The sequence below is a fragment of the Acidobacteriaceae bacterium genome (assembly GCA_028283655.1).
Classification (GTDB): domain Bacteria; phylum Acidobacteriota; class Terriglobia; order Terriglobales; family Acidobacteriaceae; genus Granulicella.
The window spans coordinates 2,583,187-2,601,842 of the sequence record JAPWKE010000003.1 but is presented as its reverse complement, the minus strand read 5'-3'; the positions used below and the strand labels follow the sequence as shown (position 1 = coordinate 2,601,842).

General features: G+C 57.9%; 7 protein-coding genes, 1 tRNA gene and 1 pseudogene. 3 read left to right on the top strand and 6 right to left on the bottom strand.

Annotation, left to right across the window (positions count from 1 at the left end):
- Positions 1-41: 41 nt before the first annotated feature.
- Positions 42-3,335, top strand: a complete 3,294-nt coding sequence (locus PW792_14005; GenBank protein MDE1163038.1) for a carboxypeptidase-like regulatory domain-containing protein — start codon at positions 42-44, stop codon at positions 3,333-3,335.
- An 8-nt stretch (positions 3,336-3,343) separates the two neighbouring features.
- Positions 3,344-4,768, top strand: a complete 1,425-nt coding sequence (locus tag PW792_14000; protein MDE1163037.1) for a sulfatase — start codon at positions 3,344-3,346, stop codon at positions 4,766-4,768.
- Between the two features lie 180 nt (positions 4,769-4,948).
- On the opposite strand, the pseudogene PW792_13995 reads toward PW792_14000, so the two are convergent.
- Positions 4,949-5,383, bottom strand: a pseudogene (locus PW792_13995) (integrase core domain-containing protein).
- A 613-nt stretch (positions 5,384-5,996) separates the two neighbouring features.
- On the opposite strand from PW792_13995, the gene PW792_13990 reads away from it, so the two are divergent.
- Positions 5,997-7,211 (top strand): hypothetical protein, encoded by a 1,215-nt coding sequence (locus tag PW792_13990; protein MDE1163036.1) that lies wholly within the window; start codon positions 5,997-5,999, stop codon positions 7,209-7,211.
- Positions 7,212-7,487: 276 nt separating this feature from the next.
- Here PW792_13990 and PW792_13985 read toward each other — a convergent pair.
- The 5 genes from PW792_13985 to PW792_13965 all read right to left on the bottom strand — a co-directional run bounded on the left by PW792_13985 (position 7,488) and on the right by PW792_13965 (position 18,633).
- Positions 7,488-7,580, bottom strand: a tRNA-Ser gene (locus PW792_13985).
- Between the two features lie 45 nt (positions 7,581-7,625).
- A complete protein-coding gene (locus PW792_13980) occupies positions 7,626-9,092 on the bottom strand; it encodes a GH1 family beta-glucosidase (GenBank protein MDE1163035.1) in 1,467 nt (488 codons plus the stop codon).
- A 44-nt stretch (positions 9,093-9,136) separates the two neighbouring features.
- The gene (locus tag PW792_13975; protein MDE1163034.1) at positions 9,137-11,299 is read right to left on the bottom strand and encodes a hypothetical protein; all 2,163 of its coding nucleotides are present in this window, start codon (positions 11,297-11,299) and stop codon (positions 9,137-9,139) included.
- 72 nt (positions 11,300-11,371) lie between these two features.
- Complete coding sequence (locus PW792_13970; protein MDE1163033.1) at positions 11,372-15,094, bottom strand: TonB-dependent receptor; 3,723 nt, start codon at positions 15,092-15,094, stop codon at positions 11,372-11,374.
- 8 nt (positions 15,095-15,102) lie between these two features.
- The gene (locus PW792_13965) at positions 15,103-18,633 is read right to left on the bottom strand and encodes an Ig-like domain repeat protein (GenBank protein ID MDE1163032.1); all 3,531 of its coding nucleotides are present in this window, start codon (positions 18,631-18,633) and stop codon (positions 15,103-15,105) included.
- Positions 18,634-18,656: the final 23 nt, after the last annotated feature.

Sequence of the window (18,656 nt, the reverse complement as noted above, 5' to 3'; positions counted from 1 at the left end):
GGTGCGATCGCCTAATTCCTGCATCTTTTGGAGGCTGTATCTTGTCGCGTTTTATTCGTTTCTTCCTGCTTTTCATCTTCGTTTCTGTGCCTCTACTGGCGCAGCAAACTGGATCAATCGTCGGCGTCGTTGCTGACGCTTCAGGTGCTGCAGTTCCCGGCGCGAATGTCACGTTGGTCAATACCTCGACGGATCTGCACCGTATCGTGACGACAAACTCTGTAGGTCAATACACTGCGGCTTCACTGCCTGCTGGTTCGTACATCATCACGGTAGAGAAAGCTGGCTTCCAGAAGCTTGACCGCAGTGATCTCACGCTCTCCAGCGCATCCACGCTGAATGTTGACCTCAAGCTCGTTGTAGGTAGCGCCACAGAAACGGTCAATGTATCTGAGGCTGCATCGTTGCTGCAGACGCAGAGCGGTGTTGTTTCATCGCTTGTTGATTCGAAGCAGATGGTAGCGCTTCCTCTAGCCACGCGCAACTTTACGGACCTTGTACTGCTGACGCCCGGTGCACATACTGGCTCGGCTTTAAACCTCGCTGAGGGGGCAAGCGCATACTCCATTCGTGGTGGCGCAAACTACAGCGTTAACGGTGCGATTGCGGCGGCGAACTCCTACTTGATCGACGGTATCTACGACCGCAACCAGTGGTTGAACACGCTTGTGCTTGTGCCCATCGTGGACTCGATTCAGGAGTATCGCGTGATGACCAGCAACTTCAATGCAGAATTCGGTGAAGCTGCAGGCGCGATCACAACGGTCACCACAAAGTCTGGTAGCAATCGCTTCCACGGCAGCGCATGGGAGTTTCTGCGCAATAACGTGATGAATGCAAATAGCTACTTTGCGAAGCAGAGCAACATTGCTCGCGCGGCGTATCACCGTAACGTTTTCGGCGGAACTTTCGGTGGCCCCATCGTTTCGGACAAGACATTTTTCTTTGTGGACTATCAGGGAATTCGTCAGTCCGTGCCGAATACTTATACGTCGACACTGCCGACGGACGTTCAACGCAACATGGTGCGTACAGGTAACTTTTCCGCGCTAGGTACGCAGCTCTATAACCCGTTCTCAACGACGACTACAGGCGGCGTGACAACGCGTGCGGCCTATGCGAGCAATATCATCACGAGTTCCTTGGACCCTGCAGCCATCAACCTCATCAACAGCCTGCCTGCGAATACGACGAGCAGCGCGACGAACAACTACACCATCACACCCGCAACGACGTTGAAGGATAATCAGTTTGATGTGCGCATCGATCAGAACTTCCACAATGGCGATCGCATCTTCGGCAAGTACTCTTTTGACCAGACGGAGCAGATAGCGCCCGGCACTGTGCGCACCCTTGCAAGTGCTGCCGCGAGCATTGGTCCGTATGTCGCCACAGGCGGCAACGGTACCGATACTCCGGTTCGCACGCAATCGGCTACGCTTGGTTACTCCCACATCTTCACGCCGAAGACACTGCTCGAGGCTCATGCTGCGATCGTGCGTTGGCGCGCAGAGGTCACTCCGCTTGGCCAACCGTATGCTGCCGCAACAGCGATCGGGATTCCGGGCATTAACTACAACTCGCTCGCGGGCGGGTTGCCCGGCTTCACGATCTTAGGGCTCTCGACGCTGGGCGATAGCTCCTCGTATCCGGAGAACAGCTTCATCACAACCTTCCAGTACGACGGCGATGTGATCCACACCTCGGGGCGCCATACGGTGAAGGCTGGCATACTCTTCCTTCGTCATCGCTTCAACGGCTTCTCGGCGTTCCCGGTGCGCGGCACATATGACTTCAATGGTCAGTTCACACGCCAGATCGGTACAACGGGTGCGGCTTCGGCACTGGCGGACTTTGCGCTCGGCGCAACGGACGCAGCCAGTCGGAACATTCTCACTGGCGAGTTTGGCATGCGAACCTTCCAGCTTGCCCCGTACATTCAGGACACATGGCGCGTTTCTGACCGCCTCACATTGGAGTATGGAGCTCGCTACGAGATCAGTGCGCCTCCGTATGAGGTTCACAACCACTGGGCAAACTTCGATCTGGCATCAGGCACGATGAAGGTTGCCGGGCTCAATGGCAACAGTCGCCGTCTGCGCAACTTTGATTTCAATACGTTCTCGCCGCGCGTTGGTCTCTCGTACAGCCTCGATAAGAATAAGAAGACCGTGATTCGTTCTGGCTTCGGAATTTCCTACGTTGATACGCTTGCCGGTGGTGCTCAGCTTTATAAGAACCTGCCGTATTACTTTGCGCAGACCATCACGACAAGCTCCACGGCCGCGCCGGTCACGTTATTGAGTAACGGCTTCACGACCCCGGTTCAGCCGGATCCGACCAACACCGCTGCGATCTCAACCGGTAGCCCGACTGCGTGGGATGTGAACACGCGCCAGACCGGCGTCATCCAGTACAGCCTTGGCGTGCAGCGTGAGTTGCGTTCGGATATCTATGCTGATGTGGCATATGTGGGCACTCGTTCAGAGCACTTGCTCATCAATAGCCTCAACATCAATCAGTCACGCCCTGGCGCTGCGACGAACGTGAACACGCTGCGTCCGTACTACAGCATCAATCCGAATCTAGTGAACGTGGGCTATCGTACTGCCGGTGGCGACGCGAACTACAACAGCCTGCAGGTTCACCTTGAGAAGCGTACTTCGCGTGGTCTGAACTTCGGCGCTTCGTACACCTACGCAAAGTATCTCTCGGACGTGGGTAACCCGAATGGCAGCGGTAACTCTGACATTCAGGATGCACAGTGCCTGCGTTGCAACTATGGCCCGACGCCGGATGATTATCGTCACACCCTTGTGATCAACGAGGTTTACGAACTGCCCTTCGGCCGCGGTCGTCAGTTCCTTTCGCATGGTCCGCTGTCGTACATTGTTGGACCGTGGAATCTCAGCAGCATCTGGTCGCTACACTCTGGCTCGCCGTTCACGGTCTTCTACGGTAGCAATGTATCGAACTCGTCAGGCGGCGGCACGCAGCGCCCGAACCGCATTGCCTCGGGCAAGCTAAGCACCGGCAAGACTCTGACGCATTACTTCGATACAAGCGCCTTTGTGGCTCCTGCAGCGTACACCTTCGGAAACTCCGGCACGGGCATCCTCACTGGCCCCGGATATTTCGATGTAGACATGACGGTCGAGCGTCGCTTCATCATCTCCGATCGCTTCAGCGCAGATCTTCGCGGCGAAGCTTTCAATACCCTCAATCGTGCCAACTTTGCGAACCCTGCGGCCACGATCGGTACGGCTACTGCCGGCGTGATCAGTTCAACATCTTCGCCACGCGTGCTGCAGGTGGCGCTGAAGCTCGAGTTTTAAGGAGAGACATGGAGTCCAACGGAAGTTCACGTCGCCAGTTTGTGAAGGCATCGGCCGCTGCCGCGGTGATTGCAAACGTGCTTGGTCGCAAAGCATCCGCGCAATCGCCTGCGGCAGCAGGGAAGTACAACATCGTCTATTTGCATTCGCATGATTCAGGACGCTATCTGCGGCCTTACGGGCATAACGTGCCAACGCCGAACATTCATCGTCTGGCGCGAGAGGGCGTTCTGTTCCGCAATATGCATAGCGCATGCCCGACGTGCTCGCCGAGTCGTGCGGCGTTGCTCACGGGGCAGCCCTCTCATGCCTCCGGTATGCTCGGCCTTGCTCACCTTGGCTGGTCTTTGCATGACTACAGACAGCACATCCTCTACACGCTGCGCGAGCATGGCTACCACTCCGTACTCGCGGGGGTGCAGCACATCGCGGCAGATCCGAAGGTGATTGGGTACGACGAGATACTTAAGCACGCAACGAGCAGCGCAAAGGATGTCGCCCCTGCCGCCGCTGGCTACATTAAGAGCCGCCCGCAGCAACCATTCTTCCTCGATGTTGGATTCTTTGAAACGCATCGTGAGTATCCTGCGCCGGTCGACAATCCTGACTTCATCCAGCCACCTGCACCTCTGCCGGACGTGCCGGAAGTTCGCCGCGATATGGCTGGCTTTCATGCCAGCGCGCGCATCCTCGATCGTGGTGTCGGGGAGGTGCTCGACGCGCTGGAGAGCGCTGGGCTTCTGGAGAACACTCTCATTATCAGCACCACCGACCACGGCATTGCCTTCCCCGAGATGAAGTGCAGCTTGCGTGATACTGGCACAGGTGTCTCACTGATCATGCGAGGCCCTGCGCAGTTCTCGGAGCCGAAGGTGGTCGACGCGATGCTTTCGCAGGTCGATGTCTTTCCGACAATTTGTGAGTATCTTGGTATCCCGCGAGCCTCTTGGAACACGGGTACATCCTTTCTGCCGGTTGTTGAGGGCGCGAAGGCTGAGATTCATGAAGCCATCTTCGCGGAGGTGACGTATCACGCAGCGTACGAGCCGAAGCGTTCGGTGCGCACACAGCGGTGGAAGTACATTCGTCATTTCGATGACCGCAAGAACATTGTGGCGCCGAACTGCGATGACAGCTTGAGCAAGACGTACTGGATGGAGCGTGGCTGGAAGTCTTTGCCGAGTGTGTCGCACGAAGAACTTTACGACCTTACGTTCGATCCTCAGGAAAAGAACAATCTGATCGCAAGTAGAGAGTCTCGAGTGCATGACGAATTACCGGGATTGCGTCGTCGCCTTGATGCATGGATGCATGAGACGAAGGATCCGCTCTTGCTGGGGCCCGTGCCCCTCGCTCCCGGCGGACACATCATGCCGCAAGATGCCGATTCACCTAAGGGACTGGCGCAGTATGTCCCGAAAACGCTAAGGTGAACCTTTCTTTGATCGCTGATCGGCCACGTTATTTCTGAACGAGTCTGAATGTTAGTTTTAGACCAAGACCTAACTTCCGAGGGTGGAGGCTTTGGAAGAAGGAGAAGCGTTTTTCTGTGGAACAGCGTCGGGTGATGTCGGCTGTAATGGCCTGACCGATGTTTTGTAGCAGTTGGATTGTTAGTGTAGCGCAGCGATCTCCGAGATCGGATCGATGCAGGATACGGTAGGCGGAGGAAGTGTGAGCGAAGCGAGCGGCTCCTCCGCCTGCCGAGCGGTCGATGCCAGCCATGCCTCTGGTGCCGGTGGGCGATAGCCCAGCGAGGAGTGTGGGCGGACGGTGTTGTCGTGCCTGCGCCAGCCTTCAGCAAGCACTCGGAGTTCCTTCATCGAGTAGAAGATCTCACCATTCAGGAACTCGTCGCGCATCTTCGAGTTGAAGCTCTTGCAGTAGCCGTTCTCCCAGGGGAAGCCGGGTTCGATGTAGGCCGTCTTCGCTCCTGTATCCGCAAGCCATTTGCGAAGATCATGCGCGATGAACTCAGGTCCGTTGTCCGATCTCAGATGCTCCGGTATGCCCTTGAGGATCATCGCATCGGCCAGCGCTGCGATCACTTTCGCGCTTGAGGAGGGCAATCGCTTCGGTGCGAGCCTCCGGCAGCGTCTCCGAGGGCGCATCCCAGATCAAAGCTTAGCGAAGTCTCGGATGGTCGAGCTAGTGACGAAAGCGTATGTGAAACGCCAGGGTGGCACACTCCGATTGGTGCTATCACCTGAATGTGGGGCTATAGAGCCGACACCGCCCCCTTACTTCACGCTGTGGCTCGCGCTCATGAGTGGCTAAGGCTCATCCTGAAAGGCGAAGTTCCCAATCAACGAGCACTTGCTCAAGCTACAGCTATGACGAGCGATATGTCAGCAAGATCTTGCCTCTGGCGTTCTTGGCTCCAGATATCATCGAACAGATAATTGATGGTCGACTACAGTCAACATTGTTCCTCAGCCGGCAGTTGTTCACGATACCCAGCGAGTGGGAAGACCAGAGACGGATACTGGCCAACTGACGAAATCGGCGTTTATGGGGAGTGATGTACAAGGCCAGTACTGGAATCGTTTCGGTGAATGCGTTGACCGGCTCTCATCACCAAGCATCGGGGTTGTGCCCAAACCCACAGAGAGTCCCAGATTTCCAGCGGGGATGTTCTCTTAAAATAGGATGCAGGAGCCTATGGAATTCATGGCACATCCGTTTCTATGCTTTGAAGAAGCCTACCTGGAGTATAGGCAGATCGCCCTCGATTATTGGAGCGGCGGCGTGGTGGATGGCCGCTTCAAATGGAGTGCTTCTGTTGAAGACATCTCCGAGCTGCATGGGGTTCCCAAGAAGGACGTCCCCAAACTTGTGAAACTAGCGGCTATTGCTGTGAATCCTTCCATTCGGTGTCACGGTTGCCATTCTCCGCAGGAGCTTTCGTCTCGTTCGACGTTCACCGCTAAGGTCTACGGGGATCATCTCTGCACATCGTGCCTTCAGGCCAGGAATCGAGCGCGTCTGGAGAAGCAGGCACAGGAGGAGGGGCAGAGATTTTCTACTCTTCGGGAAATTGTCATCAATGCCAGCCAACGGAACCAAACTTTTTGTTACGACGATATCCAATACGCCGATGCAGTGATTGCTTTTGCCGTCATGCTCGCTTCTGATGAAGCATGCGAGGAAGGAAGATTCCGACAGAGTGATGGCCTAAATTTGTGTACCACCTCAACGCTTTCCGGGACGCTGCTAGGAAGGCTGTTCAACCGAGGCATTCTTGGGATGGAGGAGACGACCCCTCCGCAGGCAATTGAGCTAGGTAAAGAGGGCGGATGGAGCTACTTCCCTCATCGCATTCACTGGAAGTTTGCTCGTGATTCAAATGGTCGGTCATTCCCAAGTGTCATGAAGCTACTGGGAGAGATTATCGATGCACGCGAAGATGATCCAGAATATGAACAAGCGGTTGCGGAACTGTGGCGCATGCTTGCCTACGATGACGCTCTCGATCATGTCGCGCAGGAGGTGGATAGCTACCGGCTCCCCGATGTTCGAGTAGGTCCCAAAACTGAGGAAGCAGTTTTGCATGCGCTCGAGCACTTTTCTATCCCACAGGTGCGAAGGGAGATCACGAATGTGGTCAAGAATGCTGCCGCTTTGTCACAGCGCCGCGATTTTGTGAAGCGCCACGCTCTGAATACGATACCTGGCTCATTGATTAGCTATGTTGATAGGGCTGTTAGCGAAGGTTGGCAAGTTTCGCCGATATTACGCAACTGGCAGAACGAGGAGCCAATCCTTCTTACGGTGTTGTTCAATCGGGTGCTTGGGACCGGCTTACCAGGTTTCAAGACGCTTTCGAATAGTCTTTTGAAAACGTCCGTCTTTGGCATTGATGCAGCGGCTGAGTAGACCATCAGGGATGCGATGGGTCCTGCTCAGAAAGATCTCCGTAGCGCTGCTTTCTGATAACAGGCGTGGGGATTACTCCTCATATGTCGGCTTGTCGGAAGTTCACACGTCTCTGCGGAGAAATCTCCAGTCTGGCTTCAGGGAGAAAATTCTACGAATCGCTGCATCCGTGTGCATTCTCTAGACGGAACTTTTCATACTAAAACGCCAAAGTCCCCGCAGTATGCGGGGACTTTGCTTTGCTTCTTCGGCATTTGCTGGATGCCTACTTTGATCTGGCGGACAGTGGGGGATTCGAACCCCCGATAGAACTTTTGGTCCTATAACGGTTTAGCAAACCGCCGCCTTCAGCCACTCGGCCAACTGTCCTTCGATGAGCTTGATTATACCTCGACACGCTTTCGTGTGAAGCCTCTAGATCACCCGGTTTTCTCGAATCACCGATTTGTAAAACCTGGCCGAAAGCTTCAGCGTGCGCTTCTGGGTGGCAAAGTCGACATAAACCAGCCCAAAACGCTTGTTGTAGCCATCATTCCACTCGTAATTGTCCATCAGGCTCCAGACAAAGTAGCCTTTCACCGGGATACCCTCGGCGATCGCTTTTTGTAGCTGCGAGAGGTAGTTACGGAGGTACATGATCCGGTCGACGTCCAGAATCTCTCCGTTCTGGTTGGGGTGGTCCTGCGCGGAAGCGCCGTTTTCGGTGATGTAGATGTTGTTCACGTTCCACAGCTCAGCCGTCAGCTTCGGAGCCCAGTACAGGCACTCCGGTCCAATCGTTAGCCAGGGGCTCTGCATCCGCGGAAACGTCGCACTTTGCGGCACGATGCGGTAGCCTGCCTCGTCATCCGGCATCACGTACGTTGGCTGGTAGATGTTGAGGCCGAGAAAGTCGATTGGCGCGGAGATGGCCTTCATCTCCGCAGGCGTGAAGTGCGGGGCATCCGCCCCGAGCGAGGCAAGGTAGCGGTCGGTGTAACGACCTTCCATGATCGCGGTCAGGTATTGCGCGTTCTCTTCGCGGAAGGCCGTTCGTGCCGCTTGTAGGTGCGCCTCATCGTTGATCACCGGCGTGGTGGCGATTGGGTTATCCGCAAAGCCGACAAGCGTTCCGCCCGGCGTGCTGGCGCGTACTGCAGCGAGGCCCAGTCCATGCGCCAGCACGGCGTAATGGTTGAGTTGCGCCATCGCGCGCCGGTCCACTTTTAGCCCCGGAGCATGCGTGCCGGTCTTGTAGCCGAGTTCGGTGAACGTGCGCAGCTCATTCACGGTCATAAAGCGGCGAACGCCAGCGGCAGACATCTGGCGAGAGGCAAACCCCGCATACTCGGCGAAACGTTCTGCCGTGTCGCGGTTCTGCCAGCCGCCTTTGTCCTGCAGGGCTTGCGGCAGGTCCCAGTGGAAGAGCGTGCAGTAGGGCTCGATACCGTTCTCGTGCAGGCACTCGACCACGCGTTTGTAGTACGCGATGCCTTTAGGATTCGGCGCGCCGCTGCCGGTGGGGAAGAGCCGTGTCCACGACATGGAGAAGCGGTAGCCGCGTACGCCAAGGTCCTTCATCATCGCGATATCGTCGCGGTAGCGGAGGTACTCCTCGTCCGCCACGTCGCCGTTCGCATTGCCGTCGATCTTGTTCGCGGTATGCGAGAACGTGTCCCAGATGCTGGGCCCGCGGCCGTCGACGTTCCACGCTCCCTCCACCTGGTAGGCGGCGGTCGCTGTACCCCATAGAAAGTCTTTCGGAAAAGCATGTTGGATTTCGTAATTGTGCGCGAGCGCCTGCGGTGCCGCGGCTTCCGCAGCTACCGCGGGCAATGCTGCGGCTGCCGCGGTGCCAAGAGCCAGACGCCCAAGTTGGCGTCGTGAAAGTTGCGTGGACATGGTGTTCTCCAGAGCGAAGGAAGCAGGCGGCGAACCGCGAAAGGTCAGGGTTTGAGCGTGAGGAACGTCGTGCCATAACCAGGGAAGGTAAGCGTTATGGTGGAGGTCGGCGTGAAGCTTGTAGCCGTAGGGCCAGCGGTAAGGCTCGTTGCACCGTTGAGGTCGATGCGTGAGCCGGAGGTGAAGGTGCCGAGCGCGGAAAGGTCGAGCTTCACGGTACGCGGTGCCCCGCCGAGGTTGTTATCGCTGGTCGTCGTTTGCGCGATCGGCGTCACCATCACGGTGTAGCTGCCATCGGTGTTGCGCACCGCAAGCGTTTCCACGGAGGCAGTCTGTTCGGTGCTCGTCGTCGTCAGAATGGTGCTTCCGGTGGCCGAGGTGCCGTCCCAGGGGAAGAGGTGCGAGAGTTCGTAATCCGTCCAGTACGCAAGCGTTTTGCCCGCAGTCGTCTGCAGGATTTCGCCGTACTGCTGATCGCCGTTAAAGAGGAAGTGATATAGCGCCTGGTTGCCCGCTTTGCCGAGGATCGAGAAGACGTACGGCCGCCACGAGGTAAAGAAGGAGCTGCTGCCACGCGTATCACTCACGAACGTGCCGCCGTTGCAGTTGGAGATGTTGCCCGTTAGCTGGAAGTCGGAGTTGACGTTGTTTTCCGTCACCCAGACCGGGGTGTTCGGGAAGCGTGTCTTGAGTTGCGCACGGATATAGTTCATGTCCGTTGCAAAGGCTGCGGCTTTGCTGAAGACCGTGGCATCGGTGTCGCTCTGTTTGCACGTTGAGTAGTAGTGCGTGGAGAACGCGTCCACCTGTGCCGTGAGTCCGGTTGTGGCCACGAGCGTTGGCATCCATAGCTGCGCCTGCCCGGAGTAGCCGGAGAGTTCCATCGCGCTGAACTTCAGCGAAGGGTCAACTGCAAGCATCGCAGGGACAAGCGTGTTGTAGAGCTGCACATACTGTGCCGGAGTCAGACCGTTCAGGTTTGGCTCATTGAAGATTGCCCACCATGTAATTGGATGCGAGCTCTTGGACTGGAAGTGCTTGCCGGCAACGTCGAAGCCGCCCTTGTTGTAGTAGCGGACAAGGTTCGCGGCATACTGCGCAAAGAGCGCAAGATTTGCAGTGTTGAAGACGAAGTTGCCGGAGGAGTCGCAGAGGAAGTTCGGCGCTTGTGCAACTTGAAAGACCGGTGAGTTATCGCCTGTGGCTAGTACCGGCTGCACTGTCTGGTCCACCAGCGTGAAGCTCCAGTCCGTGGCTGCAGCGGGCGAAGAGTTCGCGACCCACGGCAGGTCATAGTGTGTTGGCTGCAGTCGCATGTGCAGGCCGTTCAGCGCAGCAAGGTCTGCCGTCGAAGGGAAGGTGATGAAGAAGCTGTTGGTGTACTGCTGCGGCTGAAAGCCTGTGGTCATGAACTCCTGCAGCTTGCCGCTTATGCCTTGTGCGGTGTTCGTTGCGTTGGCAACGGTCACCGTTGCGCCGACAGTTACGGCCACCGTCGTTGCCCCTGTCGCCACACCATCATTCGCTGTCAGCGTCACGGTGTAAGTGCCCGCAGCCGGAACGCTCGTCCCTGTGCCGGACGCAAACGTAACGCTGCCTGTTGTGCCAGCGTTCGGTTGCGTAAAGCTTGCGGTAAGGTTCGTGGGCAGGCCCGTGGCGCTTACGCTCACGTTGTTTGTATTGCCGTACGAACGAGTCACGCTGAAGCTGGTCGACGCCGTAGCGCCTGCTTGAAAGAGGGTCAGGGCTGCGGGCGATGCCGAGAGGCTGACGGTATCGACCTCCTGCAGGGTAAGGTTCAGTGTCTGCGTTGCCTTGTTTGTGCCGTCGCTTGCGGTGATCGTGATGGGGTAGAGCCCCGGCGTGATGGTGGTCGTGGTGAAGAACTGAACCGTTCCGTAGGTGCCATAGGCCGGTTGCGTGAACGTCGCGGTCACGCCAGAAGGCAGAGTAGACGCTGAGAGCGTGACAGCCGCTTGATTGCCGCTGCTGCGCGTCACGCTCAGCGTGAGCGCAGAGGACGTGGCGTTCGGCGCCACGGAGAGTGCGTTCGCTGAACTGGCAAGCGTAAGTGAGCCAGCCGGCGTGGTGTTCGTCGGTGCAGAGCTGGAGCAGCCCGTGACGTTGAGTACTGCGCAAGGCGCAAGCATCACAAGGGCAAGAGTGGCGAAGCGGGCGGAGGTATGGAGCTTGGCGATGGGCGACATGGCGGCGGCTGGGCGTCTCTGGAAGTGTTCTGGCGGTGAAGGGAAGAGGCTGCTTCGCCTCTTCCCGATGAGTTAGAAGGAGTACTTGGCGGCGACTTCGACCACGCGACGACCCTGCTTATAGCCTGCGTAACCGAAGCAGCTCGAGCTTGTTACTGAGCAGTTTCCGTTGTCCGGGCTTTGCAGCGTCGGGTTTGCATAGGTGCCGGAGTAGGTCAGGGTCGACTCGCTGGGGAAGCGCGACGAGAAGCTCGTGACGGGGTGGTTCACAAAGTTGAACGCCGCCAGACGAATCTGCACTTCCTTCTGGTTGCTGATGCGGAAGTGCTTGACCAGCGTAAGGTCCGTGTCGAAGTAGGCCGGTCCATGAATGTACGGATAGTTGAACTGGCCGTTCACCGTGCCGATGGACGGCAGCTTGAAGCACTCACCGCGCACAAACTGCTTGTCCTTCAGGCCCGTGCTCGGGTCGCAGGTCAGCATGGGCTGCAGGCTTACCTCGGATGTGCCAAGGTAATTCGTGTTGTTCACGTTCAGCAGCGTCGCCGTGGTCGAACCTGCAATGGCCTGCGTGACCGTGCCCTTGGCCTTGAGGCTAAGGCTATAGATCGCTTGCAGATTCGGGCCGGACTGATAACTGGTGATGCCGGACATCTCCCACCCATTCACTCCAAGGCCGTACAGGCGATGCCCTGCGAGATGGTGGTTGCCAAACTCGATGGTGTACGTTGCGTTGAAGATGTCGGAGCGGTCGCTGTTCAGCGGGCCGTAGTTATTGCGCAGGTAGATTGGATCGCCAGGCTGCCCGGGGATCGAGCGAATACCGAGAGACTTCGACCAGGTGTAGTTCAGACCCCAGCGAACGAGCCCAGCCGTCTTGTTGAAGCCAACCTGCAGTGCGTTGTAGTTCGAGTACGCAAGATGGCGCGGCACTTCAACCGCCTGATACGGCTTGTATGGACGATAGTCGCCCTGCTGCGCGATCGACTGCGACGACGGAGCGATGACGGCCCCGGTGATCGGGTTCGGCTTGAAGAGCGTGCCAATCGGATTCGCGTTGATGTTCTGCAGCGTGCCTTGCAGCAGCAGGTTCTGCGAGTTCGACCCTGCGTAAGCAATCTGGAAGACAGTGCGCTTGGCAACCGCCTGCGTCACGGTGAAGTTATAGGTGTAGGTTAGCGGTTGGCGATCATCACTGGCGTCGAGCCCGAAGACGGTCGCGTTCAGCGACGGGCACTTCGAGTTTGCATTGGAGATCGCGCGATTGGTGCAATCCGCTAACGATGTGGTGCCGAGCGAAAGCTTGGACAGTTGAATGCCCGAGCCTCCTGCTGTCGACGAATAGACACCTGCAGCCGTTGCGGCTGCGTTGGCATACGGGTTCGCCGGATCATGCGAGCGATAGAAGCCGAAGCCTCCGCGAAGGATTGTCTTGCCCGTGCCGTAGAGGTCGTACGCCATGCCCACACGTGGCGAGTAGAAGAAGGTGCGTCCCGGCGTGCCAGAGTTCGGGATGGAGGGATCGACTCCATGCCAGGCAAGGCCGGGGAAGGCGGCTACGACAGGGTTGTCGTAATACTTCTTGCTGAAGACGGCGATGCCGTTGCCGTGCTCATCCTGCCATGCACCCATGTGATCGAAACGGATGCCCAGCGTCAGCGTAAGGCGACGCGTGGTCTTCCAGGTATCGGTCGCGAAGAAGTCGGTGTTCCAGTAGTAGAGGTTGAGGTTCTTCTGCTGGCTGGTCTGCACAAACTGCTGCACATCGCCGATCAGGAAGTCCGCAAGGAAGTTGCCATTGGAGAGGGTATTGCCCTTCGAACCATCAGGATTGGTGAACTGCGAACCCGAGGGCAGGTAGTACAGCGTACTGATGCCCGAGGTTGTCGATTGCAGAACGTCCGACGTGATGTTGGTGTTCACGTTCGAGGTGGCACGCTGTACATAAGCGCCAATCTTCAACGTGTGCGACTTGATGACTGTGGTCAGGTTGTCGCCAAACGTCGGCGTAAAGGTGTGCTGGAAGTACGGGCCATTGGAGGTGTCTGGATAAAGCGCGATGGGAAGGCCATCGAAGCCGTAATCGCCAAAGCCAGGAATCTGTTTGCTGGCATTCGGATAGATACCCGTATTTGTATAGCCGAGCGCGGCTGCGTTCAACATCTCCGGGTGAGCCAGTGCAAAGTCGTTCCGGTTCAACGCCGCCGAGAGGTACGCCTCGTTGGTCAGATGAGGATTGAATACATACGTGCTGTTGATGCTGGCCGACTGCGTGAACACACGCGCCGTCGACTTACCCGGAGTGTTGATGCCACCCATGCTGGGGCCGCCGTTCGCAGGCGAGTAGGACTGCGCTTCGGGGATCCCTGTATGGCGTCCGCGTTCCGCAGAGTACGTGAAGTAAAGCTTGAAGCGATCCGAGATCGCATCATCGACACGCGAAACCATCTGCCACAGATCGTTGTTTTCGAAGTTGGTCGTCAGGTAGTTATAGCCACCGGTAGTCGGGCGGTTCGGCAGTGGCATGCTGTTCAAAAGAACCTGTGCGTTGTGGTCAATCGCACCGGGGTCGAACTGGCCATTGAGCACGTTATAACCAGCGTTGTTTGAGGCTCCAGTTGGCACGCCGCAGAGATGAACATAGTTCGCGAGCGTTCCGGAGGTGGTGCACTGCGTGTTGATGCTGCCCGTGTCCGTGCCCAGGTAGTTCGCCAACTCTGCTGCTGTAAAGTTGCCGTTGCGCATGTTCTGTGTGGGCACTAGCGCCAGCACGGAAGAGTTCAGCGCGTTGCCGTAGGCGTATACATTGCGCTGCACATAATCTTCGCCACCGACGAAGAACGTCAGCTTCTTCGATTGGTTGAAGCTGGTGCCGGGAATCAAAACAGGTCCGGAGAGTTGTGCGCCTGGGTAGAGGTAGCGGTCATGCGCGTCGGGCAGCCCCTGGTTCTTCGTGAACCAGTTGTTGGTATTCAGGTGATACGAACGCAGATAGGTATAGATCGATCCATGGAAGAGGCGTGTGCCGCTCTTCGTCTGCACATTGATGTTGATCGGACCCTTCGCCTGATCGGCACCGAAGGCTGAGGTCTGAATCTGAACCTCCTGCACCATCTCCTGATTGATGTTCTGCGTGGTCTGGTTGCCTGCGGTGGGGTCGGTAATGTCCGCGCCGTTCGACGTGATGCTCACGCCGCCCGACGGCGATCCATTCGCCGCAAAGTTTGCCAGACCGCCACCTGTTGTCACCTGACCGGGATCATACGTTCCGTTCGTAATGCCGACCGGCGGGATGATGGCGAAGCCAGGCTGCGTCTTCACAAGCTCTGAAACATCGCGGCCCTGCACGCTGAGGTGCTGAATATCATCAGCAGAGATCAGCGCCGTGCGTTCGCCGTTCGTCGGAGGCTCATCCGCAGCATCCACTTCTACGGTGTCTGTCACCGCGCCAATCTGAAGCACTACATTCATGGTGCGGCTGTCTGCGGGATGCAGCGCAATGTTGCGTGCATTGCTTATGCTGAAGCCATCGCGCTCCGTATGCATGGAGTACACACCGGGTTCGAGCGCGGAGAAGTTGTACACGCCCTCCGCGTTCGATGTGGCCGTGCGCTTGTCACTGCTCTTGTCGAAGGTCAGCGTAATCTGCGCATCGGGAATGCGTGCGCCGCTGGCGTCGGTGACGATACCCGAGAGCGAGGCTGCATTGGTCTGCGCCCACGCCGTCGTGGCGAACACACCGAAGAGGGCTACGAGAGTTGTGAGGAGAAGTTTGCGAAAGTTGCTCTGAATCATGGTTCCTCTTAGCGCACCGTCAGGGTGATGGGCAGGCTGGTGGTTGCTGTCGTGCTCTGGGCGGTTACGGTCACGTTGTACGTTCCGGCTGGCGTCGTCGTTGGCGAACTGCCCGAAGAGCATCCCGAGAGGGAAGCCATCGCAGCAACGCTAAGGAGCACGACTGCGAGCAGCGAGCCGATGCGGCGGCGCAGGAAGAGCAGCGGTGTCGCGAGCAGCAGCGCAAGGCTGATGGTCGAGGACGTTCGCAACGAAGAAACTCCCTGCAGCGGCGTGCCTGGGTTCACGGAAACCTCGATGGCAAGGTTCACCTGCGTGGCGGGCACTGGTGTTGTCGACGGCGAGGCTGGCAGCGAGATGAACGCTGGCGAGAAGCGGCAGTATGCATTCGCCGGGAGACCCGAGCAGGAGAAGGTCACCGTCGCTGGCGTGCCATTGGCTCCAAGTCCTGCCACGGACCGCACCGAGAGCGTGACCGCTCCGGGCGTCCCTGCGGACGAGGTAATCGTGCTAGCGCTCGAGGTGAGGTTGATGCCCGGCGCCGAGACGATCAGTGTTTGCGCCGCAGACTGTGAGCCGCTGTAGTTGGAGTTGCCTGCGAACGAAGCCACCACGTTGTACGTGGCTGCTGCAACGCTCGAAGTCGTCAGCGATGCGGAGTACGTTCCATCGGTGTTCGCGGTCAGGGCTGCGGTGCCCAGCGTGGTGGATCCGCTGACAAAGCTCACCGAGGAACCTGCGAGCGATCCTGCGACACTCGGTGTCACCGTCGCGGCGAACGTAATGCTGCCACCCGTGGAAGAGCTGGTCGGGTTGGAGTATCCGGTGGTCAACGTTAGCGCCGTCGTCGTGCTCGCGGTGCCTACCGTTGCGTTGATCGAAGGCGCCGTGCTGGTCGCATAGTTGATGTCACCGGAGTACACGGCATACACCGTATTTTGTCCGCCGGGCAGCGCGGACGTTTGCAGCGTGGCTACATTGTTCGTCAGCGTTGCTGGCTTCTGCGCCGTGCCATTGATGTAGAAGGTGACCGTGCCGCTGGCTGCTGCCACGTTGAACTGCGACGGTGTGAGCGTGGCGGTGAGCGTCGCTGTTTGTGAGTAGGTAAGTGTTGTCGGCGAAACTGTAACAGCCAGCGAAGTCGGCGCGAGGTATGTCCCCGTTCCGGTCAGCGTGAGGGTGAACGGTGAGGTTGCCACGGTAGGCGAAGCGCTCAACGTGTAGGTCGCCGTGTTTGTGGCGCGTGCCACAGGCGTGTACGTCGCGCTCAAGGTGCAGCCTGATCCTGCAGCAAGAGACGCTCCCGCAGCGCAGGTGCTCGAGCCCTGAATGCTGAAAGAACTTGTGTCTCCGCTTGTGGTGTAGAGCGGCGTCCCCAGTGTCAGTGCCGTGTTGCCCGACGATGCAATCGTCGCGCTAAGTGCCGCACTCGTCGATCCTTGGTTGACCGCGCCGAAGGCCAACGCTCCAAGCGTGCGGGAAACCTTCACCAACGACTTCGCCGACGTGTCGGTGAAGAAGAGATTGCCGCTGTAATCCGCCGCCATGCCGTAAGGGGCTGTGAGCGAAGTAACACTGACCGCGTTGGCATAGCTCAGCGTTCCGTTTGTGTTGGGAATGCGTACAGCCTTGGCCGTGCCTGCGTCGGTGAGGAACAGATCGCCTGCCGCATCGGTAGCGAGTGCCGATGGCGTGGTCAGGCCCGAGGCAATAGCTGTTGTCGTCGTGAATCCCGGATACGAAAACTCCACTACGCCGCTCGTGCCATCGGCCAGGAAGAGGTTCCCGGTGGGGTCGGTCGTCAACGCAAGGGGTTTGGCATAGGAGGTTGAGATCGTTGCCGTGCGTTGTGCTGGCAGAATGGAGCGCACAGCGTACTGGTCGAGACGGCCTGCTTGCGCGATGAAGAGTGCATCGAGCTGACCGGTCGTAATCGCAATGGGCAGTGCCAGTCCGCTTGCGATCGTGACCTGCGCGCTGGCCTGCAGCACGGAGCCCAGCGAGGGAATCTCCACGACGCGGTAGTTGCCGCTATCGGCGATGAAGAGATCGCCATTCGCATTCACCGCAACGCCCGTGGGGCTGCTCAGACCGCTTCCGTAGCTCACCGGCGTGCCCGTTCCTCCTGCATATGCGAGCACTGCGTTGCTTGTGGTATCCACGACGTACACCGTGCCGAGACGGTCGACAGCAACGCCCGCAGGCGCAGTGAACGACGAGGAGATCGTCGTCGCCGTGCCCGGATCGATGTTCACCGCAGAGCCTGTGCCCGTGGTGGTGAACGCAAACTGTCCGGCGATATTGCCGTTGCTATCTGTAACGCCGACCAGTGCTGAGACAGGGCCAACGCGTACTGGCTTCACCTGTACATTCAGCGCGCAGCTCTTGGTCGCGGTGTACGTCGTGCCGAGCACGCATGTGTTCACGGAGGCGATCATGTTCGCGCCCACCGTCTTCTGGTAAATGGACGCGAACGTAACGTTTGCGTTGAACGACGCGTAGACCAGGTTCGACGTCGTCGTTGCGTTTACGTTCAGCGCGGCAGCGTTGTAGGTGGAGCTATGCATCTGCGAGACGGCAGACGTGCCACCGGACGCACCCGTGTAATAAATCGTTCCACTCGCATCGATACCAACCGAGTTCGCCGAGTAGTACGGCGCAAGCAGGTACTGATCGCTGTAATTCAACGCACCGTTTTCATTCGGGATCACAACCAGACGGTTGTTGCCCGTATCGGTGACGATGAGGTTGCCGGCGTTATCGAACGTCACACCTGTCGGCTTCGATAGCGTCGACGTGTTGAGTTGCGTAAAGCTGCTGGCACCAGCGGCGGCGTAGTAAAGGCCTGTCCCGTTGGCGTACCAGAGATTGCCTGTAGTGTCGGCCGCAAGCTGCGCGTTTGACGACGTTGTAAGGCTGTCGATCAGAATCGAGACTGTTCCCGAGGGCGTCAGCTTGACGATGCGGTTGTACTTGCCTGACGAAACACTGTCGTTCACATCGACGAAGTAGAAGTTGCCCGTCCCATCCTGCGCGCCGTCCTGCGCGGTATCCGATGTCTGCGCGTAGTAGCCCACCAGGACGCCGAGTGTCGGTAGAACGCAAGGTGCCGTTGCACCCGCAATACAGGTGTTGGCCTTCAACGTCGCATCGCTTGCGTCTACGTTTGTGGCATAGGTTCCGTTCGCCAACGGAACCTTGATCACGCGACCACCGTAGGTGTTGTTGAAGTAGAGATTGCCGAGCTTATCGATATCCACGGAACTCGGGCCAGACGTCGAAGTCGTGGTGTTCGTGTTTTTCAGAATCACAACCGGCGTAGTCGTTCCCGCGGGCAACTCCAGCAACTGGTGATTGTAGGAGTCATGGAAGAAGACGTCGCCGCGCGCGTTCGCTGACACTCGTTGCGTGCCGTTCGTCAGGGCGGAGTAGAGCGTCTGATGGTTGCTCATCACAACCGCAGGAACCTGTGCCGAAATCTGCAGCGCGAAGAACGCACCGACAGCGGAAAGAAGCGTAAGAGTATTACGGAGTCGCATGGAATTTGCTCTCAAAACTAACT

What these genes read in the sequence shown, in the direction of transcription:
- PW792_13975 (MDE1163034.1), bottom strand. Translation starts at nt 11,299, where the DNA reads ATGTCGCCCATCGCCAAGCTCCATACCTCCGCCCGCTTCGCCACTCTT.
- PW792_13980 (MDE1163035.1), bottom strand. Translation starts at nt 9,092, where the DNA reads ATGTCCACGCAACTTTCACGACGCCAACTTGGGCGTCTGGCTCTTGGC.
- PW792_14000 (MDE1163037.1), top strand. Translation starts at nt 3,344, where the DNA reads ATGGAGTCCAACGGAAGTTCACGTCGCCAGTTTGTGAAGGCATCGGCC.
- PW792_13970 (MDE1163033.1), bottom strand. Translation starts at nt 15,094, where the DNA reads ATGATTCAGAGCAACTTTCGCAAACTTCTCCTCACAACTCTCGTAGCC.
- PW792_13990 (MDE1163036.1), top strand. Translation starts at nt 5,997, where the DNA reads ATGGAATTCATGGCACATCCGTTTCTATGCTTTGAAGAAGCCTACCTG.
- PW792_13965 (MDE1163032.1), bottom strand. Translation starts at nt 18,633, where the DNA reads ATGCGACTCCGTAATACTCTTACGCTTCTTTCCGCTGTCGGTGCGTTC.